This is a genomic window from Streptomyces montanisoli (assembly GCF_017813245.1).
Taxonomy (GTDB): Bacteria; Actinomycetota; Actinomycetes; order Streptomycetales; family Streptomycetaceae; genus Streptomyces; species Streptomyces montanisoli.
On sequence record NZ_JAGIQL010000135.1, the window covers coordinates 1 to 18288 of the forward strand.

General features: G+C 71.0%; 16 protein-coding genes and 2 tRNA genes. 6 read left to right on the forward strand and 12 right to left on the reverse strand.

The window, feature by feature from the left end:
* Positions 1-190: 190 nt before the first annotated feature.
* The 3 genes from JFN87_RS25375 to JFN87_RS25385 form a co-directional block, all read right to left on the reverse strand.
* Positions 191-616: a DUF4233 domain-containing protein gene (locus tag JFN87_RS25375; RefSeq protein WP_209343478.1), complete on the reverse strand. Its 426-nt coding sequence runs from the start codon at positions 614-616 to the stop codon at positions 191-193.
* Between the two features lie 9 nt (positions 617-625).
* Positions 626-2083 carry a bifunctional tetrahydrofolate synthase/dihydrofolate synthase gene (folC, locus tag JFN87_RS25380; RefSeq protein ID WP_209343498.1) on the reverse strand — a complete coding sequence of 486 codons (1458 nt, stop codon included), beginning with the start codon at positions 2081-2083 and terminating at the stop codon, positions 626-628.
* A gap of 164 nt (positions 2084-2247) precedes the next feature.
* Entirely contained in the window at positions 2248-4872 is a 2625-nt protein-coding gene (locus JFN87_RS25385) for a valine--tRNA ligase (protein WP_209343479.1), read from the reverse strand.
* A 147-nt stretch (positions 4873-5019) separates the two neighbouring features.
* Here JFN87_RS25385 and JFN87_RS25390 point away from each other — a divergent pair, with 147 nt between their 5' ends.
* Entirely contained in the window at positions 5020-6126 is a 1107-nt protein-coding gene (locus JFN87_RS25390; RefSeq protein WP_209343480.1) for a hypothetical protein, read from the forward strand.
* Positions 6127-6174: 48 nt separating this feature from the next.
* Here JFN87_RS25390 and clpX read toward each other — a convergent pair whose 3' ends face one another.
* The 5 genes from clpX to JFN87_RS25415 all read right to left on the reverse strand — a co-directional run bounded on the left by clpX (position 6175) and on the right by JFN87_RS25415 (position 11131).
* Positions 6175-7467, reverse strand: coding sequence for an ATP-dependent Clp protease ATP-binding subunit ClpX (gene clpX / locus JFN87_RS25395; RefSeq protein ID WP_209343481.1), 1293 nt, complete (start codon positions 7465-7467; stop codon positions 6175-6177).
* A 198-nt stretch (positions 7468-7665) separates the two neighbouring features.
* Positions 7666-8340: an ATP-dependent Clp protease proteolytic subunit gene (locus JFN87_RS25400; RefSeq protein ID WP_282961662.1), complete on the reverse strand. Its 675-nt coding sequence runs from the start codon at positions 8338-8340 to the stop codon at positions 7666-7668.
* A gap of 58 nt (positions 8341-8398) precedes the next feature.
* The gene (locus tag JFN87_RS25405; RefSeq protein WP_030911608.1) at positions 8399-9004 is read right to left on the reverse strand and encodes an ATP-dependent Clp protease proteolytic subunit; all 606 of its coding nucleotides are present in this window, start codon (positions 9002-9004) and stop codon (positions 8399-8401) included.
* A 423-nt stretch (positions 9005-9427) separates the two neighbouring features.
* Positions 9428-10849, reverse strand: a complete 1422-nt coding sequence (tig, locus tag JFN87_RS25410; protein ID WP_209343482.1) for a trigger factor — start codon at positions 10847-10849, stop codon at positions 9428-9430.
* Positions 10850-11054: 205 nt separating this feature from the next.
* Positions 11055-11131, reverse strand: a tRNA-Pro gene (locus JFN87_RS25415).
* A 159-nt stretch (positions 11132-11290) separates the two neighbouring features.
* Between JFN87_RS25415 and JFN87_RS25420 the strand changes: the two genes are divergently transcribed.
* Positions 11291-11364, forward strand: a tRNA-Gly gene (locus JFN87_RS25420).
* Positions 11365-11505: 141 nt separating this feature from the next.
* Positions 11506-12057: a hypothetical protein gene (locus JFN87_RS25425; protein ID WP_209343483.1), complete on the forward strand. Its 552-nt coding sequence runs from the start codon at positions 11506-11508 to the stop codon at positions 12055-12057.
* A 110-nt stretch (positions 12058-12167) separates the two neighbouring features.
* Here JFN87_RS25425 and JFN87_RS25430 read toward each other — a convergent pair whose 3' ends face one another.
* Positions 12168-12362, reverse strand: a complete 195-nt coding sequence (locus JFN87_RS25430) for a hypothetical protein (protein ID WP_209343484.1) — start codon at positions 12360-12362, stop codon at positions 12168-12170.
* Positions 12363-12830: 468 nt separating this feature from the next.
* On the opposite strand from JFN87_RS25430, the gene JFN87_RS25435 reads away from it, so the two are divergent.
* The gene (locus JFN87_RS25435) at positions 12831-13994 is read left to right on the forward strand and encodes an acyltransferase family protein (protein WP_209343486.1); all 1164 of its coding nucleotides are present in this window, start codon (positions 12831-12833) and stop codon (positions 13992-13994) included.
* Here the strand turns inward: JFN87_RS25435 and JFN87_RS25440 are convergent.
* Positions 13985-14359 (reverse strand): DinB family protein, encoded by a 375-nt coding sequence (locus tag JFN87_RS25440; protein WP_209343488.1) that lies wholly within the window; start codon positions 14357-14359, stop codon positions 13985-13987. The genes JFN87_RS25435 and JFN87_RS25440 overlap by 10 nt on opposite strands.
* Positions 14360-14492: 133 nt before the next feature.
* The gene (locus tag JFN87_RS25445) at positions 14493-15650 is read right to left on the reverse strand and encodes a PP2C family protein-serine/threonine phosphatase (RefSeq protein ID WP_209343491.1); all 1158 of its coding nucleotides are present in this window, start codon (positions 15648-15650) and stop codon (positions 14493-14495) included.
* A gap of 100 nt (positions 15651-15750) precedes the next feature.
* On the opposite strand from JFN87_RS25445, the gene JFN87_RS25450 reads away from it, so the two are divergent.
* The gene (locus JFN87_RS25450) at positions 15751-16986 is read left to right on the forward strand and encodes a GNAT family N-acetyltransferase (protein ID WP_209343493.1); all 1236 of its coding nucleotides are present in this window, start codon (positions 15751-15753) and stop codon (positions 16984-16986) included.
* An 88-nt stretch (positions 16987-17074) separates the two neighbouring features.
* Entirely contained in the window at positions 17075-17524 is a 450-nt protein-coding gene (locus JFN87_RS25455; protein WP_209343495.1) for an NUDIX hydrolase, read from the forward strand.
* On the opposite strand, the gene JFN87_RS25460 is transcribed toward JFN87_RS25455, so the two are convergent.
* On the reverse strand, positions 17513-18288 hold a 776-nt coding region (locus JFN87_RS25460; RefSeq protein WP_209343496.1), incomplete at its 5' end, for a hypothetical protein. The genes JFN87_RS25455 and JFN87_RS25460 overlap by 12 nt on opposite strands.

Genomic DNA, 18288 nt, shown 5'->3' on the forward strand with positions numbered 1-18288 from the left:
CGCGAGCAGGCCCGAGGTGTTGGCGGTGGAGCGTCCATGACGTACGAGGATCAGCGTGGCCATGGCCGCCAGCGTAGCCACCCGTCGCGGGACACCGGGTGGCGCCGGGGGCGTGCGCGGGGGACGATGGGGGTGCGGCGGGCACGCCACCGGGCCCGGGGCACCCGCCGGGGCGGGGCCCCGGGTGGGGTTACTCGGCCGGTGGGGGCGCGTGGTCGGCGGCGGGGGCCGGGGCCGGAGGGGCCGTGGCGGGCGGTCCCGGGGGCGCCTCGGCTTCCTGCGTCTTCGCGAGTTCGGCCCAGCGGGCCTTGTGGACGTCGACGATGCGTCCGTAGTGCACGGACGCCCACCACAGCGCGCAGAACGCGGCGCCCAGGATGAACATCGCCGGGACCACGAAGCCGCTCAGCAGCAGCGCCACCTGGAGCACCCAGCCGAGCTGCACCGCGCCGGGGCGGGTGATCACACCGCACAGCAGCAGCGACAGCACCATCGCGGCGCCGCAGACGGTCCAGACGGCCGTCATGGTCAGCGAGTCCGACTTCATCGCGACCAGGCCCGCGAACCCGATGACGAAGAACTCGGCGAGCAGCGTCGACGAGCAGAGCGTACGCATGGCCTTGTGTCAGCCCCTCCTGAGCAGCAGCCGGGCCTCGCCGACCGTGATGACCGAGCCGGTCACGAGCACACCCGCGCCCGCGAACCCGCCCTCTTCCTCCGCGAGCGTGATCGCCGCCTCGATCGCGTCGTCGAGCCGCGGCTCGACCTGGACGCGGTCGTCGCCGAACACCTCGACCGCGACGCCGGCGAGCTCGTCGGCGTCCATCGCGCGGTGGCTGGAGTTGCGGGTGACGACGAGCTCGGCGCAGATCGGCTCCAGCGCCTCCAGGATGCCCTTGACGTCCTTGCCGGCGCTCGCGCCGACCACGCCGATCAGCCGGTTGAAGTCGAACGCCTCGGTGATGGCGTCGGCGGCGGCGCGTGCGCCCGCCGGGTTGTGCGCGGCGTCCAGGACGACCGTGGGCGAGCGCCGCACGACCTCCAGGCGGCCGGGTGAGGCGACCGACGCGAACGCCTTGCGCACCGTGTCCACGTCGAGCGGCTCGTGCCGCTGGGCGCCGACGCCGAAGAACGCCTCGACGGCGGCGAGCGCCACCGCCGCGTTGTGCGCCTGGTGCGCGCCGTACAGCGGCAGGAAGACCTCGCCGTACTCGCCGCCGAGGCCGCGCAGCGTCAGCAGCTGCCCGCCGACGGCGATCTCACGGGCGAGCACGCCGAACTCCAGGCCCTCGCGTGCCACGGTCGCGTCGAGTTCTGTGGCCTTGCGCAGCATGACCTGCGCCGCGTCGACCGGCTGCTGCGCGAGCACCAGCGTCGCGCCGCGCTTGATGATCCCGGACTTCTCCCCCGCGATCTCGCCGGGCGTCGAGCCGAGCCTGTCGGTGTGGTCCAGGTCGATGGGGGTGACGACGGCGACGCCCGCGTCGATGACGTTCGTCGCGTCCCAGGTGCCGCCCATGCCGACCTCGACCACGGCGGCGTCGACGGGCGCGTCGGCGAACGCGGCGTACGCCATGCCCGTCAGCACCTCGAAGAACGACAGCCGGTACTCCTTGGCGGCGTCGACCATCTCGACGTACGGCTTGACGTCGGCGTACGTCTCGATGAAGCGCTCGGCGGAGATCGGGGCGCCGTCCAGGCTGATGCGCTCGGTGATCGACTGGACGTGCGGGCTGGTGTAGCGGCCGGTGCGCAGGTCGAAGGCGCCGAGCAGGGCCTCGATCATGCGGGCCGTGGACGTCTTGCCGTTGGTGCCGGTGATGTGGATGGACGGGTAGCCGCGCTGGGGGTCGCCCAGCACGTCCATCAGCGCCTTGATCCGCTCCACGGACGGGTCGAGCTTCGTCTCGCCCCAGCGGCCCGCGAGCTCCTGCTCCACGGCGCGCAGCGCCGCGTCGACCTCGGGGTCCTCGGGGCGCGTCGGGATGTCGCCGGCAGGCGGGCCGGCCTGCGCCCTGAGGGTGCGGCTGCCGGCCTCGATGGCCGCGAGGTCGGGGTCGCGCGTGGTCTCGTTCGCGACGATGTCCTCGAAGCCGTCGTCCGTGCTGCCGGGGTCTTCGCCGTACTCGCCGTCGCCGCCGTGCTGGGGGGTCTCACTCACGCCGTCCAGTCTACGGACCGCCCGGCGCCGCACTTCCCACGGCTCTGCCCGTGGGAAGTGCGGCCGGGAAGTGCGGCCCCGCGCGCCTACGCGGCCGGGAGGTTCGCCAGCTGCGCGGTGATGCGGGCGATGTCGTCCTCCGCCTTGACGAGGCGGCCACGGATCTTGCCGACCACCTGGTCGGGCGCCTTCGCGAGGAACGCCTCGTTGCCGAGCTTCGCCGTGGCCTGCGCCTTCTCCTTCTCCGCAGCGCCCAGGTCCTTGGTGAGGCGCTTGCGCTCCGCCGCCACGTCGATGGTGCCCGACAGGTCGAGCGCCACCGTCGCGCCGGCGATCGGCAGCGTCGCCGTCGCCTGGAAGCCGTCGCCCTCCGGCTGGAGGCGCAGCAGCTGCCGGATCGCCGGCTCGTGCGCCGCGAGGGACGTCCCCGACAGGTCGAGGCGGGCCGGGACACGCTGGCCGGGCTGCAGGCCCTGGTCGGCGCGGAAGCGGCGGACCTCCGTCGTCACCTCCTGGAGCAGCTCGATCTCCCGCTCGGCCGCCTCGTCGCGGAAGCCGCTGTCGGCGGGCCACTCGGCGACGACCACCGACTCGCGGCCGGTCAGCGTCGTCCACAGGGTGTCCGTCACGAACGGCATCACCGGGTGCAGCAGGCGCAGGGTGACGTCGAGGACCTCGCCGAGGACCCGGCGGGATGCGGCTGCGCCGTCGCCCCCGGCGGCGAACGTCGTCTTCGACAGCTCGACGTACCAGTCGAAGACCTCGTCCCACGCGAAGTGGTAGAGCGCGTCGCTCGCCTTCGCGAACTGGTAGTCGTCGTAGTACGCGTCGACGGCATCGACCGTGCGGTTGAGCCGGGACAGGATCCACCGGTCCGTCGCGGACAGCTTCTCGGCGGGCGGCAGTTCGCCCTCCACGGTCGCGCCGTTCATCAGGGCGAAGCGCGTCGCGTTCCACACCTTGTTGGCGAAGTTCCTCGACGCCTGGACCCAGTCCTCGCCGATCGGCACGTCAGCGCCGGGGTTGGCGCCCCTGGCGAGCGTGAAGCGGACCGCGTCGGCGCCGTACGCGTCCATCCAGTCGAGCGGGTCCACGACATTGCCGAAGGACTTGGACATCTTCTTGCCGTGCTCGTCGCGGACGAGGCCCGTCAGCGCGATCGTGTGGAACGGCGGGACGCCGTCCATCGCGTACAGGCCGAACATCATCATCCTGGCGACCCAGAAGAAGATGATGTCGTGGCCCGTGAGCAGGACGTCCGTCGGGTAGAACTTCTCCAGCGACGCGGTCTCGTCCGGCCAGCCGAGCGTCGAGAACGGCCAGAGCCCGGACGAGAACCAGGTGTCGAGGACGTCCGTGTCCTGCGTCCACCCCTCGCCCGTGGGCGCCTCGTCGTCGGGGCCGACGCAGACCGTCTCGCCGTTCGGCCCGTACCAGACGGGGATGCGGTGGCCCCACCACAGCTGGCGCGAGATCGTCCAGTCGTGCATGTTGTCGACCCAGTCGAAGTAGCGCTTCGACAGCTCCTCCGGGTGGATCCTCACCCGGCCGTCGCGCACCGCGTCGCCCGCGGCCTTCGCCAGCGGCTCGACCTTGACCCACCACTGAAGCGACAGGCGCGGCTCGATGGTCGTGCGGCACCGCGAGCAGTGGCCGACGCTGTGCACGTAGGGGCGCTTCTCCGCGACGATCCTGCCCTGCTCGCGCAGCGCCTCGACGATCGCGGCGCGCGCCTCGAAGCGGTCGAGGCCCTGGAAAGGCCCCGGCACGGTGATCACCGCGCGCTCGTCCATGACCGTCAGCGACTCCAGGCCGTGGCGGCGGCCGATCGCGAAGTCGTTGGGGTCGTGCGCCGGGGTCACCTTGACGGCGCCCGTACCGAACTCGGGGTCGACGTGCCCGTCCGCGACGACGGGGATCGTGCGGTCCGTCAGCGGCAGCTTGATCCGCTTGCCGATGAGGTGCGCGTACCGCTCGTCCTCGGGGTGGACCGCGACGGCCGTGTCGCCGAGCATCGTCTCGACGCGGGTCGTCGCGACGACGACCGTCTCGTCGCCCTCGCCGTACTTGAGCGAGACCAGCTCGCCCTCGTCGTCCTGGTAGTCCACCTCGATGTCGGAGATGGCGGTGAGGCAGCGGGGGCACCAGTTGATGATGCGCTCGGCGCGGTAGATCAGGTCGTCGTCGTAGAGCTTCTTGAAGATGGTGAGGACGGCCTTCGACAGCCCCTCGTCCATCGTGAAGCGCTCGCGCGACCAGTCGACGCCGTCGCCCAGGCGGCGCATCTGCCCGAGGATCCGGCCGCCGTACTCGTCCTTCCACCGCCAAGTGCGGCGGACGAACTCCTCGCGCCCGACGTCGTGGCGCGACTTGCCCTCCTCGGCGAGCTGCTGCTCGACCTTGTTCTGCGTGGCGATGCCCGCGTGGTCCATGCCGGGCAGCCACAGCGCCTCGTAGCCCTGCATGCGCTTGCGGCGCGTGAGGGCGTCCATCAGCGTGTGCTGGAAGGCGTGGCCGAGGTGCAGGGATCCCGTGACGTTCGGCGGGGGGATGACGATCGTGTACGGGGGCTTGTCGCTCGACGCGTCCGCCTCGAAGTAACCACGCTCTACCCAGCGCTCGTACAGCGGCCCCTCTACATCCGCCGGCGCGTACTGCGTCGGCAATTCACGGGGGCCTGCTGTCGGCTGCTGCGCTGAGTTCTCGGTCACCGGTTCAGTTTAGAGGTGTCACGGGCGCGTCCCGAAACCGATTGCGGGGCGCCCGCGGCCGTAAAGGTCCCGCCCCGGAGGACACATGTCGTGCTCACATCCGACAGGATGTTCCGAGTCACATCCATTCGGAGGGGAACCGACGACATGAGCAACGATCAGCCCGGGCCTTACGGGGGGCCGCAGCCTCAGCAGCCGCAGCAGCCCGGGCCCTACGGCCAGTCCGGCCCCTACGGGCAGCCCCCGCAGGGCGGACAGCCGCCCCAGGGCGGACCGCAGCCGGGATACGGCTACCCGCAGCAGCCGGGCGTCCCGGCACAGCCCGGCCCCTACGGAGCGCCGCCGCAGCAGGGCGGGCAGGACGGGCCCAACCCGTACGCGCAGCCGGGGCAGCCGCAGCAGCCGTACGGGCAGCCGGGACAACCGGGCCAGCCGGGACAGCCGGGACAGCCGGGACAGCCGCCCTACGGGCAGAACCCGTACGGGCAGCCGGGCCAGCCGGGCCAGCCAGGACAGCCGCCGTACGGCGCCGCGCCCTACGTGGGCGGCCCGGCGGGCGGCCCGCAGAAGAAAAAGCGGACGGGCCTCATCGTCGCGGCCGTGGTCGTGGCCTGCGCCGTGATCGCCGGCGGCGCGTACTTCCTGACGTCGGGCGGCAGCGGCTCCGACGTCGCGGACGACGGCCCGCACAAGCTCGTCACGCCGGCCTCGGTGCTGGGGGGCCAGTACAAGAAGGACGCCAAGGACACCGGTTCGTCCCCGACGCCGGACAACATGGACGACGCCAAGAAGATGGGTGTGAAGAACGCCAAAGGCGTCTCCTCCGCGTACATGAAGGGCGACGAGTCCAACCCGCTCGCCCAATCGCTGCTGGAGTTCACCGGCGCTTACGGGCAGATCGACGATCCCCGCAAGACGCTGGACTCATTCTTCGCCGACATGAAGAAGGAGTCGAAGAGCCAGAAGAACGGCCAGATGGTGGGGCAGCCCAAAGAGGTCAAGCCGGCCGGCCTCAAGGACGCCGCCGTCATGGAGTGCCAGATCGTCAAGACGCCCAACCCGGACGCCGGCAGCGGTGCGATGTCGGGGCCCAAGGAGTTCACGATGCCGTTGTGCGCGTGGGCCGACCACAGCACGCTCGGCTTCACCGTCCACATCGACATCGCGTCCATCGCCACGGGCAAGTCCGAGCCGGTCGCGGACGCCGCGGCCCTCACGCTGAAGCTCCGCAACGACGTGCGCGTCAAGGCCTGACGCCAGGCGTCCGTCAGGCCGGCCCTGAGCCGGCCGGACGGACGCCCGTCAGGCGGACTTCTCGTGCCGGCCGTCGTTCTTGACGATCCTCGGCTCTCGCGGCACCAGCGTCGGGTTGACGTGCGAGTGCACGACCTCCTCCGTGATGACCACGCGTGCCACGTCCTTGCGCGACGGCACCTCGTACATCACCGACATGAGGACCTCTTCGAGGATCGCCCGCAGGCCGCGCGCGCCCGTGCCGCGCAGGATGGCCTGGTCCGCGACGGCTTCGAGCGCCGACTCGTCGAACTCCAGCTCGGCACCGTCCAGTTCGAACAGCCGCTGGTACTGCTTGACCAAGGCGTGGCGCGGCTCGACCAGGATGCGCTTGAGCGCCTCGCGGTCCAGGTGGTGCACGGAGGTGATGACGGGGAGGCGGCCGATGAACTCCGGGATCATCCCGAACTTCACCAGATCCTCCGGCATGACCTCCTGGAAGAGGTCGCGCTCCTCGATCTCCCGCTTGGAGCGGATCGTCGCGCCGAAGCCGATGCCCTTGGCACCCGCGCGCGCCTCGACGATCTTCTCCAGGCCGGCGAAGGCACCGCCCACGATGAACAGCACGTTCGTCGTGTCGATCTGGATGAACTCCTGGTGCGGATGCTTGCGTCCGCCCTGCGGCGGGACGGAGGCGGTGGTGCCCTCCAGGATCTTCAGCAGCGCCTGCTGGACGCCCTCGCCCGACACGTCGCGCGTGATCGACGGGTTCTCGCTCTTGCGCGCGACCTTGTCGATCTCGTCGATGTAGACGATGCCGGTCTCGGCCTTCTTGACGTCGTAGTCGGCGGCCTGGATGAGCTTGAGCAGGATGTTCTCGACGTCCTCGCCGACGTACCCGGCCTCCGTCAGCGCGGTCGCGTCGGCGATCGCGAACGGCACGTTGAGCATGCGGGCGAGCGTCTGCGCGAGGTGCGTCTTGCCCGAACCGGTCGGCCCGAGCAGCAGGATGTTCGACTTGCCGAGCTCGATCGCGTCCTCACGGCCCGAGCCGCCGCCGTTCTCACCCGCCTGCACCCGCTTGTAGTGGTTGTAGACCGCCACCGACAGGGCCTTCTTCGCGGGCTCCTGCCCGACGACGTACCCCTCGAGGAACTCGTAGATCTCGCGCGGCTTGGGCAGTTCCTCCCACCGCACCTCGGAGGTCTCGGCGAGCTCCTCCTCGATGATCTCGTTGCAGAGGTCGATGCACTCGTCGCAGATGTACACACCGGGCCCTGCGATGAGCTTCTTCACCTGCTTCTGGCTCTTGCCGCAGAACGAGCACTTGAGCAGGTCGCCGCCATCACCGATGCGTGCCACGAGGTGGATCCCCTTCGCCTGGGAGCAGCCTGGTTCAGCGGCTCCTGTGCCTCATACCCGACGGTACCTTGCCCGGCCCCGTGTTCGGGCCCCCCTTGGCGCGGTTCACCACGCTCCCGCCCGGCCGTGGCGCACGGTACGCGGACCGTGCGGGGCCGGCGGGGCGCCTGTGACCAGCCGCGCCAAGGGTGCGCCGGGTCAAGCCGCCGCGGCGGCCGTGGTCTTGCGGGTCGACACGATCTGGTCGACCAGACCGTACGCGAGCGACTCCTCAGCGGTGAGGATCTTGTCGCGCTCGATGTCGTCCCTGATCTTCTCGATCGGGGTCGTGGAGTGCTTCGCCAGCAGTTCCTCGAGCTGCGAGCGCATGCGCAGGATCTCGTTGGCCGCGATCTCCAGGTCGGAGAGCTGCTCGCGCCCCGTCTGGCTGGACGGCTGGTGGATCAGCACGCGCGCGTTGGGCAGCGCGAGGCGCTTGCCCGGCGTGCCGGCGGCCAGCAGCACGGCCGCGGCGGAGGCCGCCTGGCCCATGCAGACCGTCTGGATGTCCGGCTTCACGAACTGCATCGTGTCGTAGATGGCGGTGAGGGCCGTCATCGAGCCGCCGGGGCTGTTGATGTAGATGGAGATGTCGCGGTCCGGGTCCATCGACTCCAGGCACAGCAGCTGCGCCATGACGTCGTTGGCGGACGCGTCGTCGATCTGCACGCCGAGGAAGATCACGCGCTCCTCGAACAGCTTGGCGTACGGGTCGTACTCGCGCACGCCCTGCGAGGTGCGCTCGACGAAGCGCGGGACCACGTACCGGTTGTCCACCTGAGGGCCCGTGTAAAGGCCGCTCGCGGAGTAGTCGTTCATCTGGGTGTTCACCATTCCTGTGACCTTGGGTGACCTGCGGAGGACGGTCTTGATGACGGGGAGGACGGGGCCCTCAGGCCCCAGTGCCGCCGCCGCCCGGGACACCCGAAGCAGCGGTGATGATCTCGTCGATGATGCCGTACTCCCTGGCCTCCTCGGCGGAGAACCAGCGGTCGCGGTCACCGTCGCGGATGATCGTCTCCTCGGTCTGGCCGGTGTGCCGCGCCGTGATCTCGGCCATGCGCTTCTTGGTGCGCAGCAGCTGCTGGGCCTGGATCTTGATGTCGGACGCGGTACCGCCGAGGCCGGCGGAGCCCTGGTGCATGAGGATGTCGGTGTTCGGCAGCGCGAACCGCTTGCCCGCGGTGCCGCCGGTCAGCAGGAACTGGCCCATGGACGCCGCGAGGCCCATGCCGATCGTCACGACGTCGTTCGGGATGTACTGCATGGTGTCGTAGACGGCCATGCCCGCCGTGACGGAGCCACCCGGGCTGTTGATGTAGAGGTAGATGTCCTTCTCGGGCTCGGCCGCGAGGAGGAGGAGCTGCGCGGTGATCTTGTTGGCGATGTCATCGTCGACCTGCTGGCCGAGGAAGATGATCCGCTCGCCGAGCAGCCGACTGTAGACCTGGTCGCCGAGGCCTCCACCGATGGACGGCTCTCCTGCGGCGTGCGGCATCAGATTCGTCACGTGTCCACCTGCTCGTCTCTGACGGCCTCGGCCGTCTCAGCGTCTTCGTCCCGAGATCCGAAAGGCCGGCCGGTCTGCTCCCGGACGGCTTCTCCGGCTCTCGTACTCATGGACCCTAACCCCCTGGTCGGCGGGCGCCATCCCGGTTCCGTAGCTGTTCGCTCGGAGCGCAAGGTAGTTGGCCCGCGTGCGAGCGGTGCCGCCGACCGTATCGCGGGGCCCGGCCGGGCCGGACGGCCCCCCGCCCACCGGCCCGTACGCGCGACGCCCCGCACGCGCGTACGGGCCCCGCGGGGCCGCGCCCCGCGCCCGCGCCCCCGCACCGCGTGGCGGCCCCTCGGGGCGACCAGGGCCAAACGAGACGGGCCCCGGACGTGGTGCGTCCGGGGCCCGTCGTGCGTGCGGTGCGGGTCAGGCGGTGGGCTTGGCCTCGTCGTCGCCGGACTCGGAGGCGGGGGCCTCGGCGGACTCCGCCGCCTCGACCGTCTCCGTGGCCGCCTCGGCGGCCTCGTCGTCGTCCTCGTCGTCGTCGAGGTCGACCGTCTCGCCGTTCGTGTCGACGACCTTCGCCGCCTCCACGACCGCGGCGAGCGCCTTGCCGCGGGCGACCTCGCCGACCAGCATCGGCACCTGGCCGCCCTCGACGACCGCCTGGGCGAACTGGTCGGGGCTCATGCCGGAGGACTGCGCGCGGCGCATGAGGTGCTCGGTGAGCTCCTCCTGGTTCACGTTCAGCTTCTCCCGGTTGACGAGCTCGTCCAGGATGAACTGAGTCTTGATCCCCTTGACCGCCTGCTCCTCGGTCTCGGAGTCGAACTCCTCCCGGGTCTTGCCCTGGATCTGGAGGTACTGCGCGAGGTCCATGCCCATCTGCGGCAGCTGGTGGTTCTCGAGGTTGTGCGTGCGGGTCTCGATCTCGTCCGCGAGCAGCTTCTCGGGCACCGGCACCTCGACGAGCTTGAGCAGCTCGTCGAGCACGCGCTCCTGCGCCTGCGTGGCCTGGTCGTACTGCTTCATCGACACCAGACGCTTGCGGCTGTCCGCCCTGAGCTCCTCGAGCGTGTCGAACTCGCTGGCGGTCTGCGCGAAGTCGTCGTCGAGCTCGGGCAGCTCGCGGGCCTTGACCTCGGTGACCTTGACGGTGACCTCGGCCGCCTTGCCCTCGGCCGAGCCGCCCTTGAGCTCGGACGTGAAGGTGGCCTCGCCGCCGGCCTCCAGGCCGGTGACCGCATCGTCGATGCCGTCGAGCAGGTCGCCGGAGCCGATCACGTAGTCGATGCCGTTCGCGACGCCGTCCTCGAGGACCTCGCCGTCGATCTTGGCCTCCAGGTCGACCGTCACGACGTCGCCGTCGGCGGCGGCGCGCTCGACGGCGCTGGTGGAGGCGAAGCGGTCGCGCAGCTGCTCGACCGACTTGTCCACGTCCTCGTCGCTGACCTCGGCGGCGTCGACGGTGACCTCGATGCCGGAGTAGTCGGGGATCGTGATCTCGGGGCGGACGTCGACCTCGGCGGTGAAGGAGAGCAGCTCGCCGTCCTTCAGCTCCTTGATGTCGACCTCGGGCTGGCCGAGCACGTTCAGCTCACCCTCGTTGACCGCGTCGGTGTAGAACTTCGGAAGGGCGTCGTTGACGGCCTCCTCCAGCACAGCACCGCGGCCGAACCGCTGGTCGATGACGCGGGCCGGGATCTTGCCCTTGCGGAAGCCCTTCACCGTGACCTGCTGGTTGATCTTCTTGTACGCCGCGTCGAGGCTGTCCTTGAGCTCCTCGAAGGGCACCTCGACAGTGAGCCGAACCCGGGTCGGGTTCAGGGTCTCCACGGCGCTCTTCACGGTTCGGTCTCCTTGGTGGCTGATTCTGGGATTCGCATGCCGCGCGCTCATGATCGGCGTCGGCCTGCACATCGGCCCGGCTCTTGGGGTCCTCGGAGACTCGTCAGACACGCGGGCACGCAGCTTGCATAGTAACCGCAAGCATGAAGAGGCCCACAACGCGATCTTCCTGATGCGCGCACGTGCGCGGCCGCACGTGCGCGGCTGGTCGGGGTGGCCGGATTCGAACCGACGACCTTCCGCTCCCAAAGCGGACGCGCTACCAAGCTGCGCCACACCCCGTCGGTGCGACACGTAGGGTACATGCCCGGAGGCACTGCGTCGGAACCCGTTTCGCGGGGCGGGCGACCCCGGCCCGCACACCCGTGTGCGAACGGGGTGCCGGAACCGCTACGATGCTCTGCGTACGCGCTCGGTCCCCCTGAGGGTTTCCGGGCTCGCGCGGGCGTAGCTCAATGGTAGAGCCCTAGTCTTCCAAACTAGCTACGCGGGTTCGATTCCCGTCGCCCGCTCCACATGGCGAAGGCCCAGGTGAGAGGAGTGTCTCCTCTGCCTGGGCCTCAGCCGTTCCTCCGGCCGGATCAGGGCATCGGCGGCGGATCGTGGGAGACCGCTACTGTGCGGCCATCGGCACCGCACGGTGGGAGGGGGATCTCATGCGGCGGCAGTGGTGGGTGGCCGGCAGCGGATGCGCCCTGCTGGCGCTGGGCGTAGGTGGGTGGCTGGGATCCCTGAACAGGGGCTATCCGTTCGGTGACGCGCGGGCTTGTGCGGGGAGCGATGTTCCGTTGCAACAGGAGCTCGACGTCGTACGTCTTCCTCTGCCTGACGGCGCCGAGAACGTGCACTACGTCACGCACTCCACGGCGGCGCCCGGAGATGTCCGTCTGGCCGTGACCTTCCGCAGCACCTCGCACGCGATGCAGGCATATCTTCGGAAGTACAAGATCGTGACTGAGGGGCTGCACACCCTCGACGACGGACGGTTCGCCCTCGGTGACGTCGGCGCCGACCCCTCGCACCTCGGATTGTGCGGGAAAGCCGCCCCGATTCAGGCACCCGCCGTCCTCATCGACAAGCAGCGTGAGGGGCTGGGCAGGCAGGAAGACACCGTCGACATCACTGTCCAACTGAGTCCGGACATCTACGGCAACATCCGGCCCACGACGAGCGTCCTGCTTACGGTCTCGGAGAGCCCACGGCCGTAAGGCCGGCCCGGGCCGGTGAGCGCACCGGGCACGCGCGCTCCTTCCGCGCCCTGTACGTACGACCACGGCCCGGTCGGCGATTTCCTCGCCGGCCGGGCCGTTCTCGATCCTCAGAAGTGGATCTGGCTGATGCTGTCGGCCACCGAGTTCATGAACCTGTTCACGGACGGCGCGATGTTCGTCGAGGCAAGGAAGAAGCCGAACAGGATCGCCACGATGGCGGGCCCGGCCTTGATGGACTTACCGCGGATCATCAGCACAAGGATGATCGCCAACACCACCGCCACGGACACTGAAACGGCCATAACTGATCACACCCTCGGTCGGTCCGCCTAGCCGGCCGCGGGAGCGCGCGCATGTCGCTTCCCGCTGGTCACCATGGTGCCATCAACCTCTGTGTGCGCGCTGCCGGGTGACGCATCATCGACGACCAGAACGCGCCATCCCCGAGGCGCCGCAAACCGTCGCATCCGCAACGTACCGCCGTCGGCGGCCGGACGCGCATGATCAATGCGTAGGGGAATCACCAACGATCTCGCGCAATCGTTTCCTGGGTCACACAGATAATTCACAGGAGGTGTGAACGGTAAGCGCACGGGCATCCGAAACGGGAATGCGTGCGCATCGCCGAGCCTTTGAATCGGTGGCGGTTTGCCCGATTCAATACGGATTAATCGGGGCAATGGGGGTGGTCGGGGTTCGTTCCCTTTTCCACCTTGCCGGTCGGCAGGGTGGTTTTACCGATTGCATTGGACCCGTCTAAGGTGCGTCGAATGGTTCAGGCGTCACAGGGATACGAGAAGGCTTCCGGGCCGGGTAACGGCAGCCAGGAATCGGCGAATACGGCCGTCGCGAACGCATCGGCAGTGGTGGCCGACACGCCGCCGGATCCGAGCGGTCCCGCCGCGCGGACCGCGGTCGAAGCGCCGCGTCCGAAGCGGCGCGAGGCATTCTTCGACAACGCCAAGTACCTGGCGATCGTGCTCGTGGCCGTGGCCCACTCGTGGGAGCCGCTCATGGACGGCAGCCGGGCGACCAAGGCGCTGTACATGGTCGTCTACACGTTCCACATGCCGGCCTTCATCATCATCTCCGGCTACTTCTCGCGCAGCTTCACCGCGACGCCGCGTCAGCTGAAGCGGCTGGTGACCGGCGTCGCCGTGCCGTACATCGTCTTCGAGACGGCGTACTCGCTGCTGCGGTGGGCCGGCGAGAAGCCGCACCACCTGACCGTCAGCCTCCAGGACCCGTGGTTCCTGACCTGGTTCCTGATCGCGCTGTTCGTCTGGCGGCTGACGACGCCGCTGTGGCGGGCGATCCGGCATCCGCTGCCGGTGGCGCTCGTCATCGCGATGCTCGCGTCGTTCTGCCCGTCGATCAGCGGCGACCTCGCACTCCCCCGCGTGCTGCAGTTCCTGCCGTACTTCGTGCTCGGGCTCTGCCTGAAGCCCGAGCACTTTCGGCTGGTGCGGCGGCGCGAGGTGCGGCTGCTGAGCGCGCCCGTCTTCGTGTGCGCGGTGGCCTTCGCGTACTGGATCGCGCCGAGGTTCGCGTCCGGCTGGCTCTACCACAACACCAGCGCGGAGGATCTCGGCCACGCCTGGTGGACGGGGCCCGCGATGCAGCTCGGGCTGTTCGCCTGCTCGCTGGCGCTGACCGCGTGCTTCCTGTCGTGGGTGCCGAACCGGCCCATGTGGTTCACCGTGCTCGGCGCGGGCACCATCTGCGGCTATCTGCTGCACGGCTTCCTGATCAAGGGCGCCGGTTTCGCGGGGGTCTTCGACGACCACCCGTGGCTGAGCGCGCCCGCGGGCGAGGTCGTCGTCACGTTGCTGGCGGCGGTGGCGGTGACGCTGCTGTGCAGCCCACCGGTGCGTCGGACCTTCCGCTGGGCCGTGGAACCCGACATGGGCTGGGCGTTCCGCCCTCAGGACTGAGCGCGCAACTGCCCCACATGCTCGAACCCGTCACGCACCAGGGCGGCCAGGCGCTCCTCCACGGTGTGGGTGTTGCGCAGCGTGGGGCTCGTCACGAGGCGCGCCGCGTCGTCCGGCGGGGCGGCCGCCAGGTAAGCCAGCGTGCGGGCGTGCGCCGCCGACGCGTACGCGGCGAGGTGCTCGCCGGCCGGCGGCGGGACGCGGAAGGCGGCGGCCTGCGCCGCGGTGTGGCCGAGCCCGGTGTCGGCGGGGTCCCACGGCCGCTCGAAACGGCCCGCCCAGCCGTCCGCCGTCCAGAGCTGGGCGCGGCCGAGAAGTTCGGAGGGTTCCGGTCCTGGCCGCGCGCGATGTGCCAGACCAGCCACGCGGGTGTGTTGGCGCCCGGCGGGTACGGGGGCACGGCGTGCAGCCAGTGGTCCTGCGCGTTCGCGTACAGCGCGGTCAGGTCGGCGCGCAGGAGCGCGAACTGGCGCGCCGCGAGGGTGCGCCAGGTGGGGGTCATGGTGCCGTGTCGGCGTCGCGGGTGAGCAGGAGCAGGGCTCGGTCGTCGTTGACGTCCTTCGCGACCGTCTCGATCAGGTGCCAGGACGCGCCCTCGAAGCCCGCCTTCACGTAGCGGTCGGCGGCGCCCGTCAGGCGGTCGATGCCCTCGCTCAGGTCGCGGCCCGGCGCCTCCACCAGGCCGTCGGTGAAGAGCATCAGCACGTCGCCGGGGCGCAGCGCGCCCTTCACCGGGTCGAACTGGGCGCCGTCGTAGACCCCGAGGAGCGGGCCCTCGCCGGACTTCTCCTCCCATCTGCCGGTGCCCGCGTGCAGCTGGAGCGCCGGGAGGTGGCCGGCCGACAGGAGTTCGTAGTCGCCGGATTCGAGGTCGAGCACGAGGTGGATCGAGGTCGCGAACCCCTCTTCCCAGTCCTGGCGCAGCAGGTAGCCGTTGGCCGCGGGCAGGAAGCCGTGCGGCGGCAGCGAGCCGAGCAGCCCGCCGAACGCGCCCGAGAGCAGCAGGGCGCGCGAGCCCGCGTCCATGCCCTTGCCCGACACGTCGGTCAGGACGACCTCCAGCGTCCGGCCGCCGCCCGTGCGGGCCGCGACGACGAAGTCGCCGGAGAAGGACTGGCCGCCCGCGGGCCGCAGCGACCACTCCCGGTACCAGCCGTCCGGCAGGCTCGGCAGGGCGCTCTGCACGCGGATGCGTTCGCGCAGGTCGAAGAGCATGGTGCCGCCGCGCCGCCACGGCACGCCGACGCGCGCCCTGAACTGGGCGAGCAGCAGGCCGAAGAGGCCGCAGGCCGCCACCACGAGCACCGTGCCGGGCGTCACGCGCGCGGGGCCGTGCTGGTAGGGGCCGAGCACGATCGCCTCGACGATCAGGGCAGCCGCGGACGCCGCGTACAGGCCGAGCAGGCTGGCGGGCCGCAGCAGCAGGCCGCCCGCGACGATCGGTACGGCGAGCGCGGCCGGCGCGCACCACATCGGGACGGCGAGCGTCGTCACGGCGATCGCGGGCACGAGCGCCAGCAGGCCGACCATGGCGATCAGGTCGGATCCCTCGCCGCGGAACCAGTCGACACCGGCCCGGCGCACGGAGATGCGCACCCGGTGCAGTCTCCTGCGCATCCGGGCGGTAGACGACTCCGCTTCCGCGACACCGGCCATTGGAGTGGACCCTATCGATCTGTCCGCCCGCCGTGCAGAGGGGCCCCGCGTGTTCGATATCGGATCGTCACGGCGGCGGGCGGCTGGTAGGCATGGGTGCATGACAGAACTGCGGGTGCTGCGGAAGGACGACCGGGATCGCTGGTACGGGACGTTGGAGCGCGCGTTCGGCGGGGCGGGAGAGCCCCCGCGAAAGCGCGAGCTGCTGGACGAACTGACGGAGCCGGACCGTTCCCTGGGGGCCTGGGACGGCGAGGAGTGCGTCGGTACGGCCGGCGCGTTCTCGTTCCGCCTGTCCGTCCCCGGCGGCTCGCTCGTGCCGGCCGCGGGCGTCACCATGGTCTCCGTCGCGGCCACGCACCGGCGGCGCGGGCTGCTGCGGTCCATGATGCGGCGGCAGTTGGACGACGTGCGCGAGCGCGGCGAGCCGATGGCCGTCCTGACCGCGTCGGAACCGGACATCTACGGACGGTTCGGGTACGGGTTGGCGACGAACTGCCTCGCGATGGAGATCGACACCACGCGCGTGCGCCTCGCGTCGCTTCCCGAGGCCGCGGACGCGGTGGAGCTGCGGTACGCCTCGCCCGCCGACCCGGAGGTGGGCCGCGCGATCGAGGACGTGTACGCCCGCGCGGTGACCCGGCGCCCGGGCATGCTCGCCCGGCAGCCCGGCTGGGAGCGGCTGCAACTGCTGGACCCGCCGGAGGAACGCGCGGGCGCTTCCGCGCTCCAGTGCGTGCTCGCGCGGCGCGACGGCGAGGTCACCGGCTTCGCCCTCTTCCACGTGACGGGCGAGGCGGACATGGCGGGCGCCAAGTCCGTGGTGCGGGTCCGCGACGTGTACGCCGGGGACCCCGCCTCGTACGCGGCGCTGTGGCGCTTCCTGTGCGAGATCGACCTGACGTGGACGGTGTCCGTGGGCAACTGCCCGGTGGACGATCCGGTGCTGCACCTCCTGTCCGACGTGCGCCGCTGCGCGCTGCGGGTGCGCGACATCACGTACGCGCGTCCGGTGGACGTGGGCGGCGCCCTCGCGGCACGCGCCTACCGGGCACCCGTCGACGTGGTACTCGACGTGCGCGACGCCTTCTGCCCGTGGAACGAGGGGCGCTGGCGGCTGAGCGGCGACGCGCAGGGCGCGGTCTGCGCCCGCACCGGGGACGCCGCCGACCTGGCGCTGACCGTACGGGAGCTGGGCTCCGCCTATCTGGGAGGCGTGACGCTGCGCGCGCTGGCGGACGCCGGGCGGGTGACGGAGCTGCGTCCCGGCGCGCTCGCCGAGGCGTCGCTCGCGTTCGGCTCCGACGTGGCACCCTGGCTGCCGCACGGCTTCTGACAGGCGACCGCGGGGGCGGGCCGGGGGCCCGCGGGGGCCGGCGGAAAAGGGCGGGCGGCCCCGCCGGTGGCCTGGGTACGCTGCCGCCGTGCGTACCTCACTTCGCGTCGCCGCGTATGCCGTGCTCGTGGACGACGACGGGCGGATACTCCTCTCCCGTCTCGTTCCGCACCTCAGGGACCGGTCGGCCGCCGGTCGGTGGACGCTGCCCGGTGGGGGGATGGACCACGGCGAGGACCCGCTGGACACCGTCGTGCGGGAGGTCGGCGAGGAGACCGGGTACGCGTCCAGGATGACCGCGCTCCTCGGGATCGACTCGCACACGCGGGACGGCTTCCACGAGCTGCGCGTCTTCTACGTGGGCGAGGTCACCGGCGGTGCCCTGCGCCCGGAGGCCGACGGGTCGACGGACCTCGCCGCCTGGCACCCGCTCGACGCGGTCGCGGACCTCCCGCACGTCCAGCAGGTCGACACGGCGCTGCGCCTATGGCGGGAGCGGCCCGCGCTCGGGCGCGCCGGGGCGCCGTCACCTCGGTAGCACGACCAGGTAGGCGGCGGGCTCGCGCTCGGCCGCCGCGGTCAGCGCTGTACGCACGACGGTGGCCTGCTGTCCCGGCGTCTCCCGCAGCTTCTTCGGTGTGAGGTGGACGACGGTGATCCCGAGCCGCTCCAGGTGTTCCCGTTTGGCGGCGCACGCCTCCCACTGTGCGTCGTCGTCGAAGCTGCCGCAGAACCGCGGTGCGCGCGTGTCGAGTTCGACGGCGACGGCCTGCTCGGGCCAGAAGGCGTCCACACCGCCGAGGTAGGGGCCGCCGGGCAGCCGCAGGTCGACGTTCCACAACGGCTCGGGCAGGCCGCCCTGCCGCACGAGCGCGTACAGCCGCTCCTCGGCGCGCGCACGCCCCTCGGCGAGCAGCGCGTCGACCGCGCCCACCACGTGCGGCCTGGACAGCAGCCGCTCCTCGGCCAGTTCCTTGACGATCGCTCCCGGCTCGCAGTAGCCGTCGCGCACGGCCTCGGTGAGCAGCGGCCGTACGCGGCCGGCGTCGGTGAGAGCGGCCACGGCGTCGGCGAGTGCGCGTGCGACCGGCGCCACGGCGATGCCGCCGACGCGCTCGGGCTGCGGCATCGCGGCCGTCCTGATCAGCCGCGCGAACCCGGTGGAGCGCAGCCTCCTGGTGCGCGGCACCAGGATGTCGACGGCGTCCAGCGACGCCGCCGGGGGCACCGACTCGAACCCGTGGACGGCGAGCGCGGCGAGCCCCGTCACCGCCGCGGCCGGGGGCACGGCGCCCGAGGCGC

Excerpts from the sequence above, each read along its gene's own strand:
- JFN87_RS25375 (WP_209343478.1), bottom strand. The coding sequence starts at position 616 with ATGCGTACGCTCTGCTCGTCGACGCTGCTCGCCGAGTTCTTCGTCATC.
- JFN87_RS25390 (WP_209343480.1), top strand. The coding sequence starts at position 5,020 with ATGAGCAACGATCAGCCCGGGCCTTACGGGGGGCCGCAGCCTCAGCAG.
- JFN87_RS25400 (WP_282961662.1), bottom strand. The coding sequence starts at position 8,340 with ATGGTGAACACCCAGATGAACGACTACTCCGCGAGCGGCCTTTACACG.
- JFN87_RS25405 (WP_030911608.1), bottom strand. The coding sequence starts at position 9,004 with ATGCCGCACGCCGCAGGAGAGCCGTCCATCGGTGGAGGCCTCGGCGAC.
- JFN87_RS25425 (WP_209343483.1), top strand. The coding sequence starts at position 11,506 with ATGCGGCGGCAGTGGTGGGTGGCCGGCAGCGGATGCGCCCTGCTGGCG.
- JFN87_RS25430 (WP_209343484.1), bottom strand. The coding sequence starts at position 12,362 with ATGGCCGTTTCAGTGTCCGTGGCGGTGGTGTTGGCGATCATCCTTGTG.
- JFN87_RS25435 (WP_209343486.1), top strand. The coding sequence starts at position 12,831 with ATGGTTCAGGCGTCACAGGGATACGAGAAGGCTTCCGGGCCGGGTAAC.
- JFN87_RS25445 (WP_209343491.1), bottom strand. The coding sequence starts at position 15,650 with ATGGCCGGTGTCGCGGAAGCGGAGTCGTCTACCGCCCGGATGCGCAGG.
- JFN87_RS25450 (WP_209343493.1), top strand. The coding sequence starts at position 15,751 with ATGACAGAACTGCGGGTGCTGCGGAAGGACGACCGGGATCGCTGGTAC.